The sequence below is a fragment of the Serratia sp. SM04 genome (genome assembly GCF_040280225.1).
Lineage (GTDB): Bacteria > Pseudomonadota > Gammaproteobacteria > Enterobacterales > Enterobacteriaceae > Serratia > Serratia sarumanii.
On the sequence record NZ_JBEOQT010000003.1, the window covers coordinates 293,075 to 310,826 of the forward strand.

A 17,752-nucleotide genomic window follows, 5' to 3' on the forward strand; every position below is an offset into this window, starting at 1 on the left:
GAAGCGGGCGCAAAACGGCGCGCCCGTCTGTCAGAACAGCCCGATCGGCCAGTGGTGCCCAATCAGGTAGATGATGCCGGCGGACAGCACGCCGGCGATGATATCGTCGACCATGATGCCCATGCCGCCATGCACGTTGCGGTCGAACCAGCGGATCGGCCACGGCTTCCACATGTCGAGAATGCGGAAGATAACGAAACCGACGGCGACCCAGCGCCAGTCATTGACCGGCAGCGCCATCAGCGTGATCCACATGCCGACGAACTCGTCCCAGACGATGCTGCCGTGATCGTGCACCTTCATGTCTTTTGCCGTGCGGTGGCAAATATAGACGCCGATGCAGATGCTGAACATCACCGTCAGCGAGTAGAGCTGCCACGGCAGCTGGATCAGCAGCAGCCAAAACGGGATCGCCGCCAGCGATCCCATGGTGCCCGGCATCACCGGCGACAAACCGCTGCCAAACCCGGTGGCCAGCAGGTGCCACGGATTGCTCATCCGCAGCCGACGCTTGGCTTCATCCATGGGTGCCCGGCTCCGCGTTGAAATGATCGAACCCAGCCCAGTCCAGCTCTACCGCCTCATCGTCGCGATAATAGCGGATGCCTTCAGACAGCGGGCCAATTTGGCCGATGCAGGTGTAGTCGGCCCCGAGGTGGCTCAACGCCACTTCCAGCGCGCCGCGGTTGATCTCCGGCACGGTGAAGCACAGCTCGTAATCTTCGCCGCCCGCCAGCGCCCAGCGCAGCGCCTGTTCGGCATCGGCGTGGCTGCTCAGCGCCTGCGACATCGGCAGCTCGTCCAGCACGATGCGTGCGCCACAGTCGCTGGCCTTAAGGATATGCTTCAGATCGGAAATCAGGCCGTCGGAGATGTCGATCGCCGAGCTGGCCAGATCGCGCAGCGCCTGCCCCTGCAACACCCGCGGCTGCGGCCGCAGATGGCGAGCGACCAAATAATCGCGCGCCGTCGTTTCCGTCACCGCCAAACGATCCTGCAGGATCGCCAACCCGGCGGCGCTGTCGCCCAGCGTGCCGGTCACATAGATCCAGTCGCCGATGCGCGCGCCGCTGCGGGTCAGCGCCCGGCCGGCCGGGATCAGCCCCTGGATGGTCAGCGTCATGCTCAGCGGCCCGCGCGTGGTATCGCCGCCGATCAGCTGCATGCCGTAATAGTTGAGCTGATCGAACAGGCTGTCGCTGAAGGCCTTCAGCCAGGATTCGTTCACTTCAGGCAGGGTCAGCGCCAGCGAAAGCCAGGCCGGATCGGCGCCCATCGCCGCCAGATCGCTCAGATTGACCGCCAACGCCTTATAGCCGAGATCGGCCGGATCGATGTCCGGCAGAAAGTGCACGCCCGCCACCAGCGTATCGGTACTGACGGCCACCAGCTGTTTTTCCGGCACTGCCAGCAGTGCGCAGTCATCTCCAATGCCCAACTGTACATCCCGGCGCACACGCTTGAACCGGTCAAAATAGCGGGCAATGAGGTCAAATTCGCCGCATGCCATATCGATATTCCACTAGAAGAAATTAAGGCCGGGAATGCCGGCCTTAATGTTTTACTTTTTCTTGCGAAGGGTTGGCGCCACTTTATCCAGCACCCCGTTCACAAACTTGTGGCTGTCTTCCGCGCCGAAGGTTTTCGCCAGTTCGATCGCTTCGTTGATCGCCACCTTGTAAGGGACATCCTCGCGCATTTTCAGTTCAAACAGCGCGACGCGCAGCACCGCGCGCTCCACCTGGCCCAGCTCTTCGAGCTGACGCGACAGGTAAGGCGCCATCAGTTCGTCCAGCATACCTGCATTCACTGCCGCGCCGGACAGCAACTCGCGAAAATAGGCGACGTCAACATCTTTGACATCCTGCTCCGTCAGGAACTGGTGTTCAACATCGGCAAGGTCGTTTTTAGACAACTGCCAAGAGTAAAGCGCTTGAACAGCGCACTCACGAGCGCGGCGACGAGCAGCAGGTTTCACGGAATTCCCCTTAACTAAATTCAGGCTTTAATAGCTTTGATAACATTAATCATTTCAAGTGCGGTCAGCGCGGCTTCAGCGCCCTTGTTGCCCGCTTTGGTGCCGGCGCGTTCGATCGCCTGCTCGATGCTTTCGGTGGTCAGCACGCCAAAAGCAACCGGGATTTCGGCATTCATCGCAACGTTGCCGATGCCGGAGCTGGCTTCGCCCGCCACATATTCGAAGTGCGCGGTGCCCCCACGGATAACGGTGCCCAGCGCGATAACCGCGTCGTATTTGCCGGTTTTGGCCAATACGCTCGCCGTCAGCGGCAGCTCGTAAGCGCCCGGGACCCAGACAACGGTGATGTTGTCGTCAGCAACCTGACCAATGCGTTTCAACGCGTCGATAGCGCCTTCCAGCAGGCTGTCGTTGATGAAATTGTTAAAACGTGCAATTGCGATCGCCACACGGGCCTTTGGAGTAGCAACAACACCTTCGATAACTTTCATGGGCTTTCCTTAAAAATGGGTTCAATACCCCGCAGGGGGGCGGATTCTATCATATTCTTTCATCGCCTGCGCGGCGCTTTTGTAAAACCGGCGCACGGGCGCGAGATTCAGTGTTTCACCCGCAGGCGCAAACGCAGATCGGGGCCGACCTGGCGCACATCGCTAAAGACGAATTCCGGCGCGTCGGCCAACCGCTCCAGGCCCGGCAGGTGGCACAGGCCACGGCCATTATCGCCCAACAGTTTCGGCGCGATGTACAAAATGAGCTCATCCACCAGGCCGGCCTGCAGCAGTGCGCCGGCCAGCGATGCGCCCGCCTCCACCCAGATTGAATTCACCTGGCGCTTGGCCAACAGCATCATCATCACCACCAGATCGACGCCGCCGCCGTGCGCCGGGCAGATAAACTGCTCGACGTCTTGCGGCCAGGCCTGTTCATCCGCCTCCAGGCGCGCCAGCCAGGTGGCGCCTGGCTGCTGCACCACGCGGTGCTGCGGAGTAATGCGATTTTGGCTGTCGAGCAGGATGCGCAGCGGCTGGCGCAGATTGTCGCGCGGATAGAGGCGCTGCGTCTCGGCGTCCAATTCATCCCAACGCACCGTCAGCGACGGATCGTCCGCCAGCACGGTGGCGCTGGTGCTGAGAATGGCGGCGCTCTGCGCGCGCAGGCGCTGCACGTCCTGACGCGCTTCGGGTGAGGTGATCCACTGGCTCTCGCCGGAGGCCATCGCCGTGCGGCCGTCCAGCGACGCGCCCAGCTTCAGCTGCACGTAAGGGAAACCGGTGCGCATGCGCTTGAGGAAGCCCAGGTTGACCGCTTCGGCCTCGGCCAGCATCAGGCCGTGCCGCACCTCGACGCCGGCCTGCTGCAGCTTGTACAGCCCGCGCCCCGCCACCTGCGGATTGGGATCTTGCATCGCCGCGACCACCCGGGTTACGCCGGCGGCCACCAGCGCATCGGCGCAGGGCGGCGTGCGGCCGTGATGGCTGCACGGCTCGAGCGTGACATAGGCGGTGGCGCCGCGCGCCTTGTCGCCCGCCATGCGCAGCGCGTGCACTTCCGCGTGCGGCTCGCCGGCGCGCAGATGATAGCCTTCACCGACAATTTCGCCGTCGCGCACGATAACGCAACCGACGTTCGGATTGGGTGCGGTGGTAAAACGCCCCAGCCGCGCCAGTTCGAAGGCGCGCGCCATATAAAGTTCGTCGTGATGCATGAAAGATCCTTTAGTCTTGCAGGCGGGCAATCTCTTCGCCGAACTCGCGCACGTCTTCGAAGCTGCGGTACACCGACGCGAAGCGAATATAGGCGACCTTATCCAGCTTTTTCAGCGCGTCCATCACCAGATTGCCCACCAGTTTGGTCGGCACTTCGCGTTCGCCGGTGGCGCGCAGTTGGGATTTGATATGATTAAGGGCGTTTTCCACGTCGTCCGAGCTGACCGGGCGCTTTTCCAGCGCTTTCAGCATGCCGCGGCGCAGTTTGTCTTCGTTGAACGGCTCGCGCACCTCATCGCTTTTAATCACTCGCGGCATCACCAGCTCAGCCACCTCGAAGGTGGTGAAGCGTTCATTGCACACCAGACACTGGCGGCGACGGCGCACTTGCGAACCGTCCCCCACCAGGCGGGAATCAATGACTTTGGTATCAACGGCGGCGCAGAAAGGGCAATGCATAACACGTCCTGATAAACGTTTTTTATAGATAAATGCAGTTTACCCCGAAGTGCAGCCACAACAAAGGGCGGCGGCCATTTGTTGCGACGCGCGGCCGGGAAGCGGCGCCGATATGACTTTCCCCTCCGGGCGGACTAAGCTGATAACAGGAGATTCAGCATAGGAAATCGCCGTCATGACAACCTGTTACCCCAAAATAGCCCTGCTCGCCGCCGCCGTGTTGCTGGCGGGCTGCGCGCATAACGCCGCCGTGCCCCAGCTGCGCCATCAGGTCGCCGCGCTGAACCAGAAAGTGAGCGTGCTGACCGATCAAACCACCGCGCTGGAGCGGCAGAATCAGCTCAATCAGCACTCCGACAATGGCGTCTATCTGCTGCCGGCGGCCCGAAGCGCCGCCCGTTTGCAGAGCGGTATCGGCGAACTGAGCGTTTCGCTGAGCCACATCAAGAATGAAGCCAACGGCACGCAGGCGCAGCTGCATGTGCGCGTCCTCTCACAGGCCACGCTGCCGCCGTTCAAAGCCGTGGTGGAATGGGGCCAGTTGGACGACGCCACCGGCCGGCCGTTGACCGCCGAGGCGCTGTCGCAACCGATCGCCAGCGCCGATTCGCTGCTGCCGAAGCCCGGCCAGGACTTCGAACTGCGCTTCAGCGGCCTGACGCCGGAACAATTGGGCTATATCCGTCTGCACAGTCTGGTTTCAACCGCCCAACCGGCGGTAGTGAAGCAGCACTGACCCCCGAGGCAAAAAAAGGAGCGCCATCGGCGCTCCTTCTCATATCGCTGAATACTGCGGTTGTTAAGGCAGAATCGAAGGCTGATCTGCGCCCTCTTTTTCCACTTTTTGCTGCAGCATGTGTTCGCGTTTCATCCCCAGCTTCAACGCCAGCGCGGACGCGACGTAGATCGAGGAGACGGTACCGATCGACACGCCGATCAGCATCGCCAGCGAGAAGCCTTGCAGCATCGCGCCACCGAAGATGTACAGCATCAGCACCACCATCAGGGTGGTCCCGGAAGTCATCAGCGTACGGCTCAGCGTTTGGGTCAACGACACGTTCATGATCTCGTAAGGCGTACCGCGGCGGATCTTGCGGAAGTTCTCACGAATACGGTCGGAAACCACGATGCTGTCGTTCAGCGAGTAACCGATAACCGACATCAGGGACGCGACGATGGTCAGGTCAATCTCGATGTGGAACAGCGACAGCACGCCCAGCGTGATGATCACGTCGTGCGCCAGCGCGATAACCGCCCCCAGCGCCAGGCGCCATTCGAAGCGGAAACCGACGTAGATCAGGATACAGATCAACGCCACCAGCAGCGCCATGCCGCCGGTTTGCGCCAGTTCGCTGCCCACGCTCGGGCCGACGAACTCGATGCGCTTCACGGTGGCATTTTTATCCACCGAGTCGTTGATCACGCCGATCACCTTGTTGCCCAGTTCCTGGCCTGCGGTGCCGGTCGCCGGTGGCATGCGCACCATCACGTCGCGGCTGCTGCCGAAGTTCTGGATAATCGGATCCTGGAACCCGGCCTTCTCCAGCGTATCGCGCATCAGGTCGAGATTAGCCGGTTTCTCCAGGTTGATTTCAATCACCGTACCGCCGGTGAAATCCAGACCCCAGTTAAACCCGCGCACCGACATGGTGGCGATCGACGCGACCAACAGCACCAACGAGATGCCGAAGGCCACGTAGTCCCAGCGCATAAAGTCGTAGACTTTACGGCCGTAGTTGAGTTGCTCAACAGTATAATCCTGTGCCACAACGCACTCCTCAGATAGACAGCTTGTTAATGCGTTTGCCGCCGTAAAGCAGGTTGACGATGGCACGGGTACCGACAATCGCGGTGAACATGGACGTCGCCACACCGATAGCGGTGGTGATCGCAAAGCCTTTGATCGAACCGGTGCCGACTGCGTACAGGATGATCGCGGTGATCAGCGTGGTGATGTTGGCGTCGACGATACTGGAGAACGCGCCTTTATAGCCCTCATGGATCGCCTGCTGAACGGACCTGCCGTTCTTCAGCTCTTCCTTGATACGTTCGTTAATCAGTACGTTGGCGTCAACCGCCACCGCCAGCGTCAACACGATCCCGGCAATGCCCGGCATGGTCAGCGTCGCCCCCGGCAACAGGGACATCACGCCGACGATCAGCACCAGGTTGGCGACCAGCGCCGTGGTGGCGATCACGCCGAACTTACGGTACCAGACCACCATGAAGACGATGGACGCCACCAGGCCCCACAGGCAGGCTTCCAGACCTTGGGTGATGTTCTGCTGACCCAGGGTTGGACCGATGGTGCGCTCTTCGACGATCTGAATCGGCGCGATCAGCGCGCCCGCACGCAGCAGCAGCGAAAGCTGACGCGCTTCGTTCGGGTTGCCGATACCGGTGATGCGGAAGCTGTTGCCCAGACGCGACTGAATGTTCGCCACGTTGATCACTTCTTCCTGTTTCACCAGCACCGCGCGGCCGTTGGCGTCTTTCTTGCCGCTGTCCTTATACTCCACGAACAGGGTCGCCATCGGCTTGCCGATGTTGTCCTTGGTGAAGTTGGACATGGACGTGCCGCCGGCGCTGTCCAGCGAGATGTTAACCTGCGGCTGGTTGTATTCGTCGGTGCTCGAGGTGGAGTCGGTGATGTGATCACCGGTCAGGATCACGCGCTTGTACAGCACGATCGGCTGGCCGTCACGGGTGTATTTCACCTCGGAGTCGCCCGGCACGCGGCCGTTGGCCGCCGCAGTGGCGTCCGCATTGGTGTTCACCAGACGGAACTCAAGGGTCGCGGTGGCACCCAGAATTTCTTTGGCGCGCGCGGTGTCCTGAATGCCCGGCAGCTCGACCACGATGCGGTCGGCGCCCTGGCGCTGCACCAGCGGTTCGGCGACGCCGAGCTGGTTGACGCGGTTACGCAGGATAGTGATGTTCTGCTGGACGGCGTATTCGCGCGCTTCGCTCAGACGGGCGTCCGTCAGGCTGGCTTTCATGGTGTTGGCGCCGTTGGCGGACAGCACCAGATCGCGCTGACGCGGGCCGATGTAGCTGATGGCCTGGTCACGCGCCGCATTGTCGCGGAAGCGAACTTCCACGCCGTTGTTGTCCAGCTTGCGGATAGACGCGTAAGGAATGCCCTTCTCGCGCAGCTCGCTGCGCAGGGTATCCATGGTCTGTTCCTGCAGCTTGCTCAACGCGGTGTCCATATCCACTTCCATTAGGAAGTGCACGCCGCCGCGCAGGTCCAGGCCGAGTTTCATCGGCTCTGCGCCCAGCATGGCCAGCCAGGTCGGCGTGGCCGGCGCCAGGTTCAGCGCCACGACGAATTTGTCACCCAGCTCGGTCACCAGCGCTTCGCGGGCGCGCAGCTGAACGTCAGGATCTTTAAAGCGAGCCAGGATGGCGCCATTTTCCAGCGCAATCGACTTGCTCGCGATGTTGTCTTTTTCTAATACGGTACGGACCTGGTCCAGCGTAGTTTCACTGGCGGCGACGCCGCGCGCGCCAGTGATTTGTACGGCCGGATCCTCACCGTAGATGTTGGGAAGCGCATAAAGCAGACCGACGAGGATCACCACGATCAACATCAGATACTTCCACAAAGGATAACGGTTTAGCACGGCAATTCCCTTCGGGAAAAAAGATTACAGGGCCTTCATGGTACCTTTCGGCAGAACGGCCGCCACGAAGTCACGCTTGATCATCACTTCCGTGGTGTCGTTCAGCGCGATGGCGATGATGCCGGTGTCGGCCACTTTGGTCACGCGACCGATCAGGCCGCCGGTGGTCAGCACTTCGTCGCCTTTACCGATGGAGTCCATCAGCTTCTTGTGATCTTTAGCGCGCTTCTGCTGTGGGCGCAGGATCATGAAGTAGAAGATCAGGCCGAACACCACCAGCATAATGATCAGAGAGTACGGGCTTCCCTGAGCCGGAGCCCCTGCGGATGCGACGGCGTCAGAAATGAAAAAGCTCATTGAAATTCCCTCATTAAGTTATCAATTATTAGATCAAGCGTTTAAAGGCGGAATCGGCTTGCCGATCCGACCATAGAAATCCGCAACAAACTGCTCTAATTTACCCTCTTCGATAGCCTGGCGTAAACCCGCCATCAGGCGTTGGTAGTGACGCAGGTTATGAATCGTGTTCAGTCGAGCACCCAATATTTCGTTGCAACGGTCGAGATGGTGCAAGTAGGCGCGGCTGTAATGGCGACAGGTGTAGCAATCACAGTCCTTATCCAGCGGAGAAGTATCATCCTTGTGCTTGGCATTACGGATTTTTACCACACCGTCAGTCACGAACAGATGGCCGTTGCGGGCGTTGCGGGTCGGCATGACGCAGTCGAACATGTCGATGCCGCGACGCACGCCTTCCACCAAATCTTCCGGCTTGCCGACGCCCATCAAATAGCGTGGCTTATCTTCCGGAATTTGCGGGCAAACGTGTTCAAGAATGCGATGCATATCCTCTTTCGGCTCGCCTACAGCCAAGCCGCCCACAGCGTACCCGTCAAAGCCGATATCCACCAGCCCTTTGACTGAAACATCACGTAAATCTTCGTAAACGCCGCCCTGAATGATGCCGAACAGCGCATTTTTATTTTCCAGCTCGTCGAATCGCTTGCGGCTGCGCTCCGCCCAGCGCAGCGACATTTCCATCGAACGCTTGGCGTAGTCCCAGTCGGCCGGGTACGGCGTACATTCATCGAAGATCATCACGATGTCGGAACCCAGGTCGTACTGGATTTCCATCGATTTTTCCGGGCTCAGGAACACCTTGTCGCCGTTGATCGGGTTGCGGAAGTACACGCCTTCCTCTTTGATCTTGCGCATCGCCCCCAGGCTGAACACCTGGAAACCGCCGGAATCGGTGAGGATCGGCCCATGCCACTGCATGAAATCGTGCAGGTCGCCGTGCAGCTTCATGATCTCCTGGCCCGGGCGCAGCCACAGGTGGAAGGTGTTGCCCAGCAGGATCTGCGCGCCGGTTTCTTTCACTTCTTCCGGCGTCATGCCCTTGACCGTGCCGTAGGTGCCGACCGGCATAAAGGCCGGGGTCTCCACCACGCCGCGGTCGAAGATCAGGCGGCCGCGACGCGCGCGGCCATCGGTAGTTTGTAGTTCGTACTTCACAAAACCTCCAGCATCAGAGAAACAGTCTGATGTCGTTGAAACGGGGCCGCGCCGTGGGCGCAGCCCGGGAAATTAACCGCCGACGGACTCGTTTTCCGCCTGCGGGTTACGGCTGATGAACATCGCATCGCCGTAGCTGAAAAAGCGATACTGCTCGGCCACCGCCTGCTGATAGGCGTTCATGGTATTTTTATAGCCGGCGAAGGCCGACACCAGCATGATCAGGGTCGATTCCGGCAGGTGGAAATTGGTCACCAGCGCGTCGATCACCTGATAGTGATAGCCCGGATAGATAAAGATGCTGGTATCGCCGAAGAACGGCGCAATCAGCGCTTCTTTGCTGGCCGCCGCGGCGCTTTCCAGCGAGCGCACCGAGGTGGTGCCCACCGCCACCACGCGCTTGCCGCGCGCCTTGCAGGCCAGCACCGCATCGACCACCTCCTGCGGCACTTCGGCGTATTCGGCGTGCATCACGTGATCTTCGATGGTTTCCACGCGCACCGGCTGGAAGGTGCCGGCGCCGACGTGCAGCGTCACGAACGCCATTTCCACGCCCTTGGCGCGCAGCGCCGCCAGCAGCGGTTCGTCGAAGTGCAGGCCGGCGGTCGGCGCGGCAACCGCGCCGGGCTTCTCGCTGTAGACCGTCTGATACAGCTCGCGGTCGGCGTCTTCATCCGGGCGGGCGATATAAGGCGGCAGCGGCATGTGGCCGGCGGCGTTGAGGATAGTGAACACGTCGCGCTCGTCGTTGAAGCGCAGCTCGAACAGCGTTTCGTGGCGCGCCACCATGGTGGCGGCGATGCTCTCGTCATCCCCCAACAGCAGCTCGGCGCCCGGCTTCGGCGCTTTCGACGCGCGCACGTGCGCCAGCACGCGATGGTCGTCCAGCACGCGCTCCACCAGCACCTCAATCTTGCCGCCGCTGACCTTGCGGCCGAACATGCGCGCCGGGATCACGCGGGTATTGTTGAACACCAGCAGGTCGCCGGCTTCCAGCTTATCCAGCAGATCGGTGAATACGCCGTGCGTCAGCGCCCCGCTCGGCCCGTCCAGCTGCAGCAGGCGGCATGCGCTGCGTTCGGCCTGGGGATAGTGGGCAATCAGGGATTCGGGAAGTTCAAACGAAAAATCAGCGACGCGCATGGGTATTCACTTCTTCAATTTAGGGCTGGTTGGTAAAAAACAGGCGGCCTAGTCTAAAGCCGGGGGCGGTCAGCGGCAAGAAATAAGGAGGATTTGCCTGACTTCGGGTATAGTTGAGGGATGAATTTTCTCGCTCATCTTCACCTGGCCATGCTGGCGGACAGCTCGCTGCTGGGCAACCTGCTGGCCGATTTCGTGCGCGGCAACCCCGCCGCCGACTACCAGCCCGAGGTGGTGGCCGGCATCATGATGCACCGCCGCGTCGACGTGCTGACCGACAGCCTGCCGCAGGTCAAAGCCAGCCGCGACTATTTCAGCGCCCCCTACCGCCGCGTGGCGCCGATCACCCTCGACGTGGTGTGGGACCATTTTCTGGCGCGCCACTGGCAGCAGCTCGAGCCTTCGCGCGACCTGCACCAGTTTACCCAGGAAGCCCGCAGCCAGATCGAACCTTTTCTGCCGCTCACGCCGCCGCGCTTTCAGAACCTGAACGGCTACCTGTGGCAGGAACGCTGGCTGGAGCGCTACGCCGAATTGCCGTTCATCGCCCGGGTGCTGCAGGGCATGGCCAGCCGCCGCCCGCGCCTCGAGGCGCTGGCCGGTTCGTTCGCCGACGTCGAGCAACATTATCATCAGCTTGAAACACAGTTCTGGCAGTTTTACCCGCAAATGATGCGGCAGGCGAAGGACAAAGCGCTCTGAGGTCAAGCTCAAGCCATTGAAATTGCAACGCCTTGCAAGAATTTACGTTTTGCCGCTTGCCCTTTTGTGGGAAAAGGTTATTTTTAAAGCTCGCTAAATTATATCAACGACTTTGATAGGTGAAAGCTATCTCATCGATTGGTCTTTTACCCTTTATTCACCAAGTCGCGGCCCCTATACTGGCCCTTGTTTTTACATCCACCCTTTAACACCTATTACAGGAGTAATTATGGTCCTGGTAACTCGTCAAGCCCCTGACTTCACTGCAGCTGCCGTACTGGGTAGCGGCGAAATCGTTGAAAACTTCAACCTGAAGAAGCACCTGAACGGCAAACCGGCCGTGCTGTTCTTCTGGCCAATGGACTTCACCTTCGTATGCCCTTCCGAGCTGATCGCTTTCGATCACCGCTATGAAGAGTTCCAGAAGCGTGGCGTTGAAGTGGTTGGCGTTTCCTTCGACTCAGAGTTCGTTCACAACGCATGGCGTAAAACCCCTGTCGACAAAGGCGGCATCGGTGAAGTGAAATACGCAATGGTTGCTGACATCAAGCGTGAAATTCAGAAAGCTTACGGCATCGAACACCCGGAAGCCGGCGTTGCGCTGCGCGGCTCCTTCCTGATCGACAAAGACGGCATCGTGCGTGCTCAGGTTGTTAACGACCTGCCAATCGGCCGTAACATCGACGAAATGATCCGTACCGTTGACGCGCTGCAATTCCACGAAGAGCACGGTGAAGTGTGCCCGGCTCAGTGGGAAAAAGGCAAAGCAGGTATGGGCGCTTCCCCAGACGGCGTTGCAAAATACCTGTCTGAAAACGCTGCCAAGCTGTAATTTCAGCCTGATAGTGAATCAACCGGCCCACGCGGCCGGTTTTTTTATGCCCCTTTATGGGGCAGACCGCCCACCTTCAGTGCTTTATTTCCCTGTTTCCGCTCACATTTCCCACCCTGCTCGCCGCGCGTGCGCCCATCTGCGGCTACTATCAATAACGCTGGCTCGCGCTTTGCAAGCGAACAGCGGCAAGCAAACACAACACAATAAAAAACTGACAGGGTAGGAATAACTATGTTTTTACAGAAATGGAGCAAACCCCTGACCATGGCGGCGCTGCTGGTCAGCGGCAGCCTGTATGCGGCATCCAACCCCGCGGTGGAAGCCAAAAACGGCATGGTGGTCACCTCGCAGCACCTGGCCTCGCAGGTCGGCGTAGATATCCTGAAGATGGGCGGCAACGCCATCGACGCCGCCGTGGCGGTCGGTTACGCGCAGGCGGTGGTTAACCCCTGCTGCGGCAACATCGGCGGCGGCGGCTTTATGACCGTTCACCTGGCGGACGGCACCGACACCTTCATCAACTTCCGTGAAACCGCGCCGGCGGCGGCCAGCGCCAACATGTATCTGGATGCCGACGGCAAGGTGAAGAAAGACGCCAGCCTTTACGGCTATCTGGCGGCGGGCGTGCCGGGCACCGTGCTGGGGATGGAAACCGCGCGTGAGAAGTACGGCAAGCTGAGCCGTGAACAGGTGCTGGCGCCGGCGATCAGGCTGGCGCGCGAAGGCTTTGTGCTGACCCGCGCCGATACCGATATTCTCGACACCACCGTCGCACGCTTCAAACAGGATCCCGAGTCGGCCAAAATCTTCCTGCGCCCGGACGGCAGCCCGCTGCAGCCGGGGGACAAACTGGTGCAAACCGATCTGGCCAATACGCTGGAAGCCATTGCCAAAGGGGGAACCGATGCCTTCTATAAAGGCAAGATCCCGCAGGCGGTGGAGGCGGCGGCCAAACAGGGCGGCGGTATCTTGACCGCCGCCGACTTCGCCAATTACAAGGTCACCGAAACGCCGCCGATTACCTGCAGCTATCGCGGCTACAAGTTCGTGTCGGCGCCGCCTCCCAGCTCCGGCGGCGTGACGCTGTGCGAAATCCTCAACGTGGTGGAAGGCTACGACCTGAAAAGCATGGGCTTCAACTCGGCGGCGGCCATTCACACCATGACCGAAGCGATGCGCCATGCCTACATGGATCGCAACACCTACCTCGGCGACCCGGAATTCATCAAAAACCCGATCGACCGGCTGGTGAGCAAGAGCTACGCCGAGCAGATCCGCAAGAAAATCGTCGCGGACAAGGCCACGCCGTCGGAAAACGTGCAGCCCGGCATGGAACCGCATGAGAAACCGGAAACCACCCACTATTCGATCGTCGATCACGACGGCAACGCCGTCTCCACCACCTATACCGTCAACGGCCGCTTCGGCGCCGTGGTGATCGCACCGGGCACCGGCTTCTTCCTCAACGACGAGATGGACGACTTTACGGTCAAAGTGGGCGAGAAAAACCTGTACGGGCTGGTGCAGGGCACCGCCAACAGCATTGCCCCCGGTAAGCGCCCACTATCGTCGATGAGCCCGACGCTGGTGACCAAGGACAACAAGATCTTTATGGTGCTGGGCTCGCCGGGCGGCTCGCGCATCATCACCATCACCCTGCAGACCGCGTTGAACGTGATAGACCACGGCATGGCGCCGCAGGAAGCGGTGGACGCGCCACGCATCCATCACCAATGGTTGCCGGATGAGGTGTACTACGAACAGCGCGGCGTTTCCGCCGATACGCTGAAGCTGCTGAGCGGCATGGGCTATAAGATGATCGAGCAAACGCCGTGGGGCGCCGCCGAACTGATTCTGGTCGGCTTGCCGGGCGCGGCGGGCGTCAGCCCGGCCAACTCCGGCAACGACTCGGCGGTTTCCGGCAAGGTGCGCGAAGGCTATCTGTACGGCGCCAACGACGTGCGTCGCCCGGCAGGTTCTGCGGTCGGTTACTGATGTAAACGCCTACTCACCTTTATCGCGGGGGCCCTTCGGCCCCCGCAGTGTCTTTAGCCTTCACAGCGCCACACGGTGGCCGTCTCTTCCGCCAGCTGCAGGCGCAGCCCGCCTGCCGTTTCGCTCAACTCTCCCCGCCCTTCCACACGCCGCCACGGGCCGCGCGCCAACAGCGGGTTGTAAGGCAGCTGCGCCTGGCCGCTGCCGTCGCGCTGCAGCGCCACCAACACCTGCTCCTGCTGATACAGGCGCACGAACACCAGCGTTTCCCCGCTGGCGTACAGCACCTGACAACCGCCGCGGCGCAATGCCACGCTCTGTTTACGCAGCGCCGCCATGCGCTGGAACAGCGCCAGCAGCGGCCGGTCCCAGTCGCCGACGTCCCACGGGAACGGCTTGCGACAGAACGGATCGTTGCCACCGTCCAGACCAATCTCATCGCCGTAATAGAGGCAAGGCACGCCTATCCAGCTCAGCAACCACACCGCCGCCATCTGCATGCGCGCCGCGTTCCCCTGCAACAGCGTGAGAAAACGCGCGGTATCGTGGCTGTCCAGTTGGTTGAACTGGATCAGCTGTCGGCCGTGCGGCAACCCGGCGCGGTAGCCGTCCATCCACTGCGCGCACCCGGCGGCGTCCAGCCGCACCGGGTGATAGGCTACGTCCAGCCCCGCCAAGAACGCCCGCACCGGCAGCGCGAAGCCCATGTAGTTCATCGCCGCATCCTCCACGCCGGCGTGCAGCCAGCGGCGCGCGTCGCCGAAGTGCTCGCCCAATACGTAGGCCTGCGGATTCTCCTGCTTCACCGCCTGATAGATGCCAGCCAGGTGGTGCAGGTTGCCGGTGGCGCCGCCGTTCTCCCCCAGCATGTGCACCACGTCCAGCCGCCAACCGTCGATGCTGTACGGCGGGCGCAGCCAGTGGCGCACCACGCTGCCTTCCCCGCGATAGATCGCTTCCGCCACCTGCGGCTCGGCAAAGTTGAGCTTCGGCAGGCTGGCGTTGCCCTTCCAGTCGAGCGCGCGGCCGTCCGGGTAAAAGTTGAACCAGCCGCGATACGGCGAATCGGGGTGGTGACAGGCGCCGTTTTCGCCCTGACGATGGCGGTCGAACCACGGATGCGAGTCGCCGGTGTGATTGAATACCCCGTCCAGCACCAGTTTCATGCCCACCTTGTGAGTGCTCACTCGCAAACGCTGCAGCGCCGCGTTGCCGCCGAAGTGTGGGTCGACCTGGTAATAGTCCTCGGTATCGTACTTATGCACGCTCGGTGCGGTAAAAATCGGGTTCAGGTACAGCGCCGTCACCCCCAGCTGCTGCAGGTACGGCAATTTGGCGCCGATGCCGTCCAGATCGCCGCCGTAAAAGGTCGAGGCGGCGTGGCGATCTTCCAGCGGGTGCTGCCAGTCGCGCCGAATCACCTCGGCGCCGGCCGCGTGATGGCGGTAGCTGCCGCTCTGGATGCCGTGCTCGCCGCCGCTGCTGGCGAAGCGATCGGGGAAAATCTGATAGAACAGCTGATCCGCCACCCACTCGGGGCCATTGTCGGGCTCGTCGACGGCGAACTGCGCCAGCTGCCCCGGCGGCGTTGGCGACCAGCCCTGCGGCCCGAACCACTGCTGGCGATCGGCCCACAGCAGCTTGAAGCAGTAACGCCGCGTCGGCTCGCCCTCATTCAGCGTCAGGCTGGCCTGGTAGCGCCGCATCCCCTCGTGGCGCTGCGCTTTCATCGCCAGCAGCCACTCTTCGTTGTCCGGTTCGGCGCGCAAAAACACCCGTTCCGGCAGTTCATCCCCCTGTAACCACAGCGTGATATCCAAACGTTGCCCTTGCTTCACCACAAAAGGCGGGACCGGTTGATGCCAGGCGTTAAGCATACTGTTCTCCTGCTGTACCAAACGAAATCGACGGCGTTCTTCAAGAAGCGAACAATGCCACGTTAAGTGCAACTCCCCCTCCTCTCTGGCCGCAAAACCCGGGGATGAGCCGGGGGGCGGAGACCGAAAAATAACGCTAACCCGATGTAAAAAAAGGTAAACAGGCACAAATCCTGCACGTTACCCCTTAGGCTAACGCGTTTTAAGTTTACAGGATATTTTTTGCGCATTTTTTAAGGAGCGGTAATGCAACAACAGATAACGCGCTGGCTGGAACAATTTGGTTTGGAATTCGGCGGAGTGATGTCGCTGTTGATGGTATTGGGGTTGATTGTCCTGATCTCGGTCGCGATCCACCTGGTGCTGCACCGGGTGGTGCTGGCCGCCCTTCAGCGCCGTGGCCAGCAATCGCAGCGCGTCTGGCAACAGGCCATCACCCAATACAAACTGTTCCAGCGCGTGGCGCTACTGCTGCAAGGGGTGATCATCAGCATCCAGGCGACGCTGTGGTTACAGAGCGGCAGCCAGACCCAGGCGGTGATCGTCACCGCCGCACAGGTGTGGATCCTCGCCTTCACCCTGCTGTCGCTGTTCTCGCTGCTGGATACGCTGCTGGCGCTGCTGCGCCAAAGCCCGATCTCCAATCAGCTGCCGCTGCGCGGCATTTTCCAGGGCCTGAAACTGGTGGCGGCGGTCCTGATCGGCATCATGATCGTCTCGCTGCTGATGGGCAAATCGCCGCTGCTGCTGCTCAGCGGCCTGGGCGCCATGACCGCGGTCCTGATGTTGGTGTTCAAGGATCCGATCCTCGGCCTGGTGGCCGGCATCCAGCTCTCCGCCAACGATATGCTGAAGATCGGCGACTGGCTGGAAATGCCGAAATACGGCGCCGACGGCGCGGTCACCGACATCGGCCTGACCACGGTCAAAGTACGTAACTGGGACAACACCGTCACCACCATTCCCACCTACGCGCTGATCTCCGACTCGTTCAAAAACTGGCGGTCGATGTCGGAATCCGGCGGGCGCCGCATCAAGCGCAGCCTGAATATCGACACCGGCAGCGTGCACTTCCTGTCGGAAGAGGAACAGCGCCGCCTGCAGCGCAACCCGCTGCTGCACAGCTACCTGAACGATAAAACCCAGGAGCTGAGCCGGCACAATCAGGAGATTGCCATCGATCTGGCCTCGCCGCTCAACGGCCGCCGCCTGACCAACCTCGGCACGCTGCGCGCCTATCTGGAAGCCTACCTGCGCGCTCACCCGCGCATTCACCAGAACATGACGCTGATGGTGCGCCAGCTGGCGCCGACGCCGGAAGGCCTGCCGCTTGAAATCTACGCCTTCACCAACACCACGGTCTGGGCGGAGTATGAAAGCATTCAGGCGGATATTTTCGATCATATTCTGGCGGTGATCGACGAGTTCGGCCTGCGCGTGCATCAAACGCCAACCGGCAATGACCTGCGCGGCATGCTGCTACAAAACGCCAACGCTTCCTGACGTCGGCTGACGTAACTGTGTCTGCTGGTAATGATGTTCTTTCAATTGCCAGCAGATATCTCCATCCCCTTCTTTTCCCCGGTGAAAACGGCGTTAATGCGCCATCACCTTCACCACCGAGAGGGAAAGCCCTTGCTGAAACGCTTACGTCACCGGCTGTTTACCCTGATGGCCACCCTGCTGTTTATCGGCTGCCTGCACAGCGCTTCGCTGGACGAAAGCCGCATGCCCCGCAACCTGCAACCTTCGCTGAGCGCCCTGAGCAGCAATATGCAAGACATTCGCGAGGTGCTGGCGCGCTGCGCCGGCGAGGAAGAGGAGGAACGCCTTAACGGCGGCGACATGCGTATCGAAGCGCGCGTCGCCGGGGAGGATGAAGCGGAAGACAAACGCCCGGCATAATAGGTTAA

Annotated in this window: 18 protein-coding genes; 6 read left to right on the forward strand and 12 right to left on the reverse strand. The window is 60.9% G+C overall.

Annotated elements, in window-relative coordinates; translation table 11 throughout:
• Window positions 1-30 precede the first annotated feature (30 nt).
• The 6 genes from pgpA to nrdR form a co-directional block, all read right to left on the reverse strand.
• Window positions 31-525, reverse strand: a complete 495-nt coding sequence (gene pgpA / locus ABTW55_RS07050; RefSeq protein WP_060420403.1) for a phosphatidylglycerophosphatase A — start codon at window positions 523-525, stop codon at window positions 31-33.
• Entirely contained in the window at window positions 518-1,510 is a 993-nt protein-coding gene (thiL, locus tag ABTW55_RS07055; protein WP_033637301.1) for a thiamine-phosphate kinase, read from the reverse strand. Before thiL ends, pgpA begins: the two co-directional genes overlap by 8 nt.
• 51 nt (window positions 1,511-1,561) lie before the next feature.
• Window positions 1,562-1,978 carry a transcription antitermination factor NusB gene (nusB, locus tag ABTW55_RS07060; RefSeq protein ID WP_004940384.1) on the reverse strand — a complete coding sequence of 139 codons (417 nt, stop codon included), beginning with the start codon at window positions 1,976-1,978 and terminating at the stop codon, window positions 1,562-1,564.
• A 20-nt stretch (window positions 1,979-1,998) separates the two neighbouring features.
• A complete protein-coding gene (ribE, locus tag ABTW55_RS07065; protein WP_033637299.1) occupies window positions 1,999-2,469 on the reverse strand; it encodes a 6,7-dimethyl-8-ribityllumazine synthase in 471 nt (156 codons plus the stop codon).
• A gap of 107 nt (window positions 2,470-2,576) precedes the next feature.
• Window positions 2,577-3,686, reverse strand: coding sequence for a bifunctional diaminohydroxyphosphoribosylaminopyrimidine deaminase/5-amino-6-(5-phosphoribosylamino)uracil reductase RibD (gene ribD / locus ABTW55_RS07070; RefSeq protein ID WP_060420405.1), 1,110 nt, complete (start codon window positions 3,684-3,686; stop codon window positions 2,577-2,579).
• A 10-nt stretch (window positions 3,687-3,696) separates the two neighbouring features.
• Entirely contained in the window at window positions 3,697-4,146 is a 450-nt protein-coding gene (gene nrdR, locus ABTW55_RS07075) for a transcriptional regulator NrdR (RefSeq protein WP_004940387.1), read from the reverse strand.
• Between the two features lie 175 nt (window positions 4,147-4,321).
• Between nrdR and ABTW55_RS07080 the strand changes: the two genes are divergently transcribed.
• Window positions 4,322-4,882: a DUF3251 domain-containing protein gene (locus ABTW55_RS07080; RefSeq protein WP_033653274.1), complete on the forward strand. Its 561-nt coding sequence runs from the start codon at window positions 4,322-4,324 to the stop codon at window positions 4,880-4,882.
• A 63-nt stretch (window positions 4,883-4,945) separates the two neighbouring features.
• On the opposite strand, the gene secF is transcribed toward ABTW55_RS07080, so the two are convergent.
• The 5 genes from secF to queA form a co-directional block, all read right to left on the reverse strand.
• Window positions 4,946-5,914, reverse strand: coding sequence for a protein translocase subunit SecF (secF, locus tag ABTW55_RS07085; RefSeq protein ID WP_019454209.1), 969 nt, complete (start codon window positions 5,912-5,914; stop codon window positions 4,946-4,948).
• A 10-nt stretch (window positions 5,915-5,924) separates the two neighbouring features.
• Window positions 5,925-7,772, reverse strand: a complete 1,848-nt coding sequence (gene secD, locus ABTW55_RS07090) for a protein translocase subunit SecD (protein ID WP_072008390.1) — start codon at window positions 7,770-7,772, stop codon at window positions 5,925-5,927.
• 24 nt (window positions 7,773-7,796) lie between these two features.
• Window positions 7,797-8,129: a preprotein translocase subunit YajC gene (gene yajC, locus ABTW55_RS07095; protein WP_004940391.1), complete on the reverse strand. Its 333-nt coding sequence runs from the start codon at window positions 8,127-8,129 to the stop codon at window positions 7,797-7,799.
• Between the two features lie 33 nt (window positions 8,130-8,162).
• Entirely contained in the window at window positions 8,163-9,287 is a 1,125-nt protein-coding gene (gene tgt, locus ABTW55_RS07100; protein ID WP_033647322.1) for a tRNA guanosine(34) transglycosylase Tgt, read from the reverse strand.
• 72 nt (window positions 9,288-9,359) lie between these two features.
• On the reverse strand, window positions 9,360-10,430 hold the full coding sequence (gene queA / locus ABTW55_RS07105; RefSeq protein WP_004940394.1) for a tRNA preQ1(34) S-adenosylmethionine ribosyltransferase-isomerase QueA: 1,071 nt from the start codon (window positions 10,428-10,430) through the stop codon (window positions 9,360-9,362).
• 120 nt (window positions 10,431-10,550) lie between these two features.
• Here queA and ABTW55_RS07110 point away from each other — a divergent pair, with 120 nt between their 5' ends.
• From ABTW55_RS07110 to ggt, 3 genes are all read left to right on the forward strand, one after another.
• A complete protein-coding gene (locus tag ABTW55_RS07110; protein WP_033647323.1) occupies window positions 10,551-11,132 on the forward strand; it encodes an ACP phosphodiesterase in 582 nt (193 codons plus the stop codon).
• 229 nt (window positions 11,133-11,361) lie between these two features.
• Window positions 11,362-11,964, forward strand: coding sequence for a peroxiredoxin C (locus ABTW55_RS07115; protein ID WP_019454212.1), 603 nt, complete (start codon window positions 11,362-11,364; stop codon window positions 11,962-11,964).
• 234 nt (window positions 11,965-12,198) lie between these two features.
• Complete coding sequence (gene ggt, locus ABTW55_RS07120; protein ID WP_060420407.1) at window positions 12,199-13,962, forward strand: gamma-glutamyltransferase; 1,764 nt, start codon at window positions 12,199-12,201, stop codon at window positions 13,960-13,962.
• 53 nt (window positions 13,963-14,015) lie between these two features.
• On the opposite strand, the gene malZ is transcribed toward ggt, so the two are convergent.
• Window positions 14,016-15,839: a maltodextrin glucosidase gene (gene malZ, locus ABTW55_RS07125; RefSeq protein ID WP_033653277.1), complete on the reverse strand. Its 1,824-nt coding sequence runs from the start codon at window positions 15,837-15,839 to the stop codon at window positions 14,016-14,018.
• 246 nt (window positions 15,840-16,085) lie between these two features.
• Between malZ and ABTW55_RS07130 the strand changes: the two genes are divergently transcribed.
• Both ABTW55_RS07130 and ABTW55_RS07135 read left to right on the forward strand, forming a co-directional pair.
• A complete protein-coding gene (locus ABTW55_RS07130) occupies window positions 16,086-17,342 on the forward strand; it encodes a mechanosensitive ion channel family protein (protein WP_060420409.1) in 1,257 nt (418 codons plus the stop codon).
• A gap of 132 nt (window positions 17,343-17,474) precedes the next feature.
• Window positions 17,475-17,744: a hypothetical protein gene (locus ABTW55_RS07135; protein ID WP_033653279.1), complete on the forward strand. Its 270-nt coding sequence runs from the start codon at window positions 17,475-17,477 to the stop codon at window positions 17,742-17,744.
• Window positions 17,745-17,752 lie beyond the last annotated feature (8 nt).

Excerpts from the sequence above, each read along its gene's own strand:
- pgpA (WP_060420403.1), bottom strand. The coding sequence starts at position 525 with ATGGATGAAGCCAAGCGTCGGCTGCGGATGAGCAATCCGTGGCACCTG.
- thiL (WP_033637301.1), bottom strand. The coding sequence starts at position 1,510 with ATGGCATGCGGCGAATTTGACCTCATTGCCCGCTATTTTGACCGGTTC.
- ribE (WP_033637299.1), bottom strand. The coding sequence starts at position 2,469 with ATGAAAGTTATCGAAGGTGTTGTTGCTACTCCAAAGGCCCGTGTGGCG.
- ribD (WP_060420405.1), bottom strand. The coding sequence starts at position 3,686 with ATGCATCACGACGAACTTTATATGGCGCGCGCCTTCGAACTGGCGCGG.
- nrdR (WP_004940387.1), bottom strand. The coding sequence starts at position 4,146 with ATGCATTGCCCTTTCTGCGCCGCCGTTGATACCAAAGTCATTGATTCC.
- ABTW55_RS07080 (WP_033653274.1), top strand. The coding sequence starts at position 4,322 with ATGACAACCTGTTACCCCAAAATAGCCCTGCTCGCCGCCGCCGTGTTG.
- yajC (WP_004940391.1), bottom strand. The coding sequence starts at position 8,129 with ATGAGCTTTTTCATTTCTGACGCCGTCGCATCCGCAGGGGCTCCGGCT.
- queA (WP_004940394.1), bottom strand. The coding sequence starts at position 10,430 with ATGCGCGTCGCTGATTTTTCGTTTGAACTTCCCGAATCCCTGATTGCC.
- ABTW55_RS07110 (WP_033647323.1), top strand. The coding sequence starts at position 10,551 with ATGAATTTTCTCGCTCATCTTCACCTGGCCATGCTGGCGGACAGCTCG.
- ABTW55_RS07115 (WP_019454212.1), top strand. The coding sequence starts at position 11,362 with ATGGTCCTGGTAACTCGTCAAGCCCCTGACTTCACTGCAGCTGCCGTA.
- ggt (WP_060420407.1), top strand. The coding sequence starts at position 12,199 with ATGTTTTTACAGAAATGGAGCAAACCCCTGACCATGGCGGCGCTGCTG.
- malZ (WP_033653277.1), bottom strand. The coding sequence starts at position 15,839 with ATGCTTAACGCCTGGCATCAACCGGTCCCGCCTTTTGTGGTGAAGCAA.
- ABTW55_RS07130 (WP_060420409.1), top strand. The coding sequence starts at position 16,086 with ATGCAACAACAGATAACGCGCTGGCTGGAACAATTTGGTTTGGAATTC.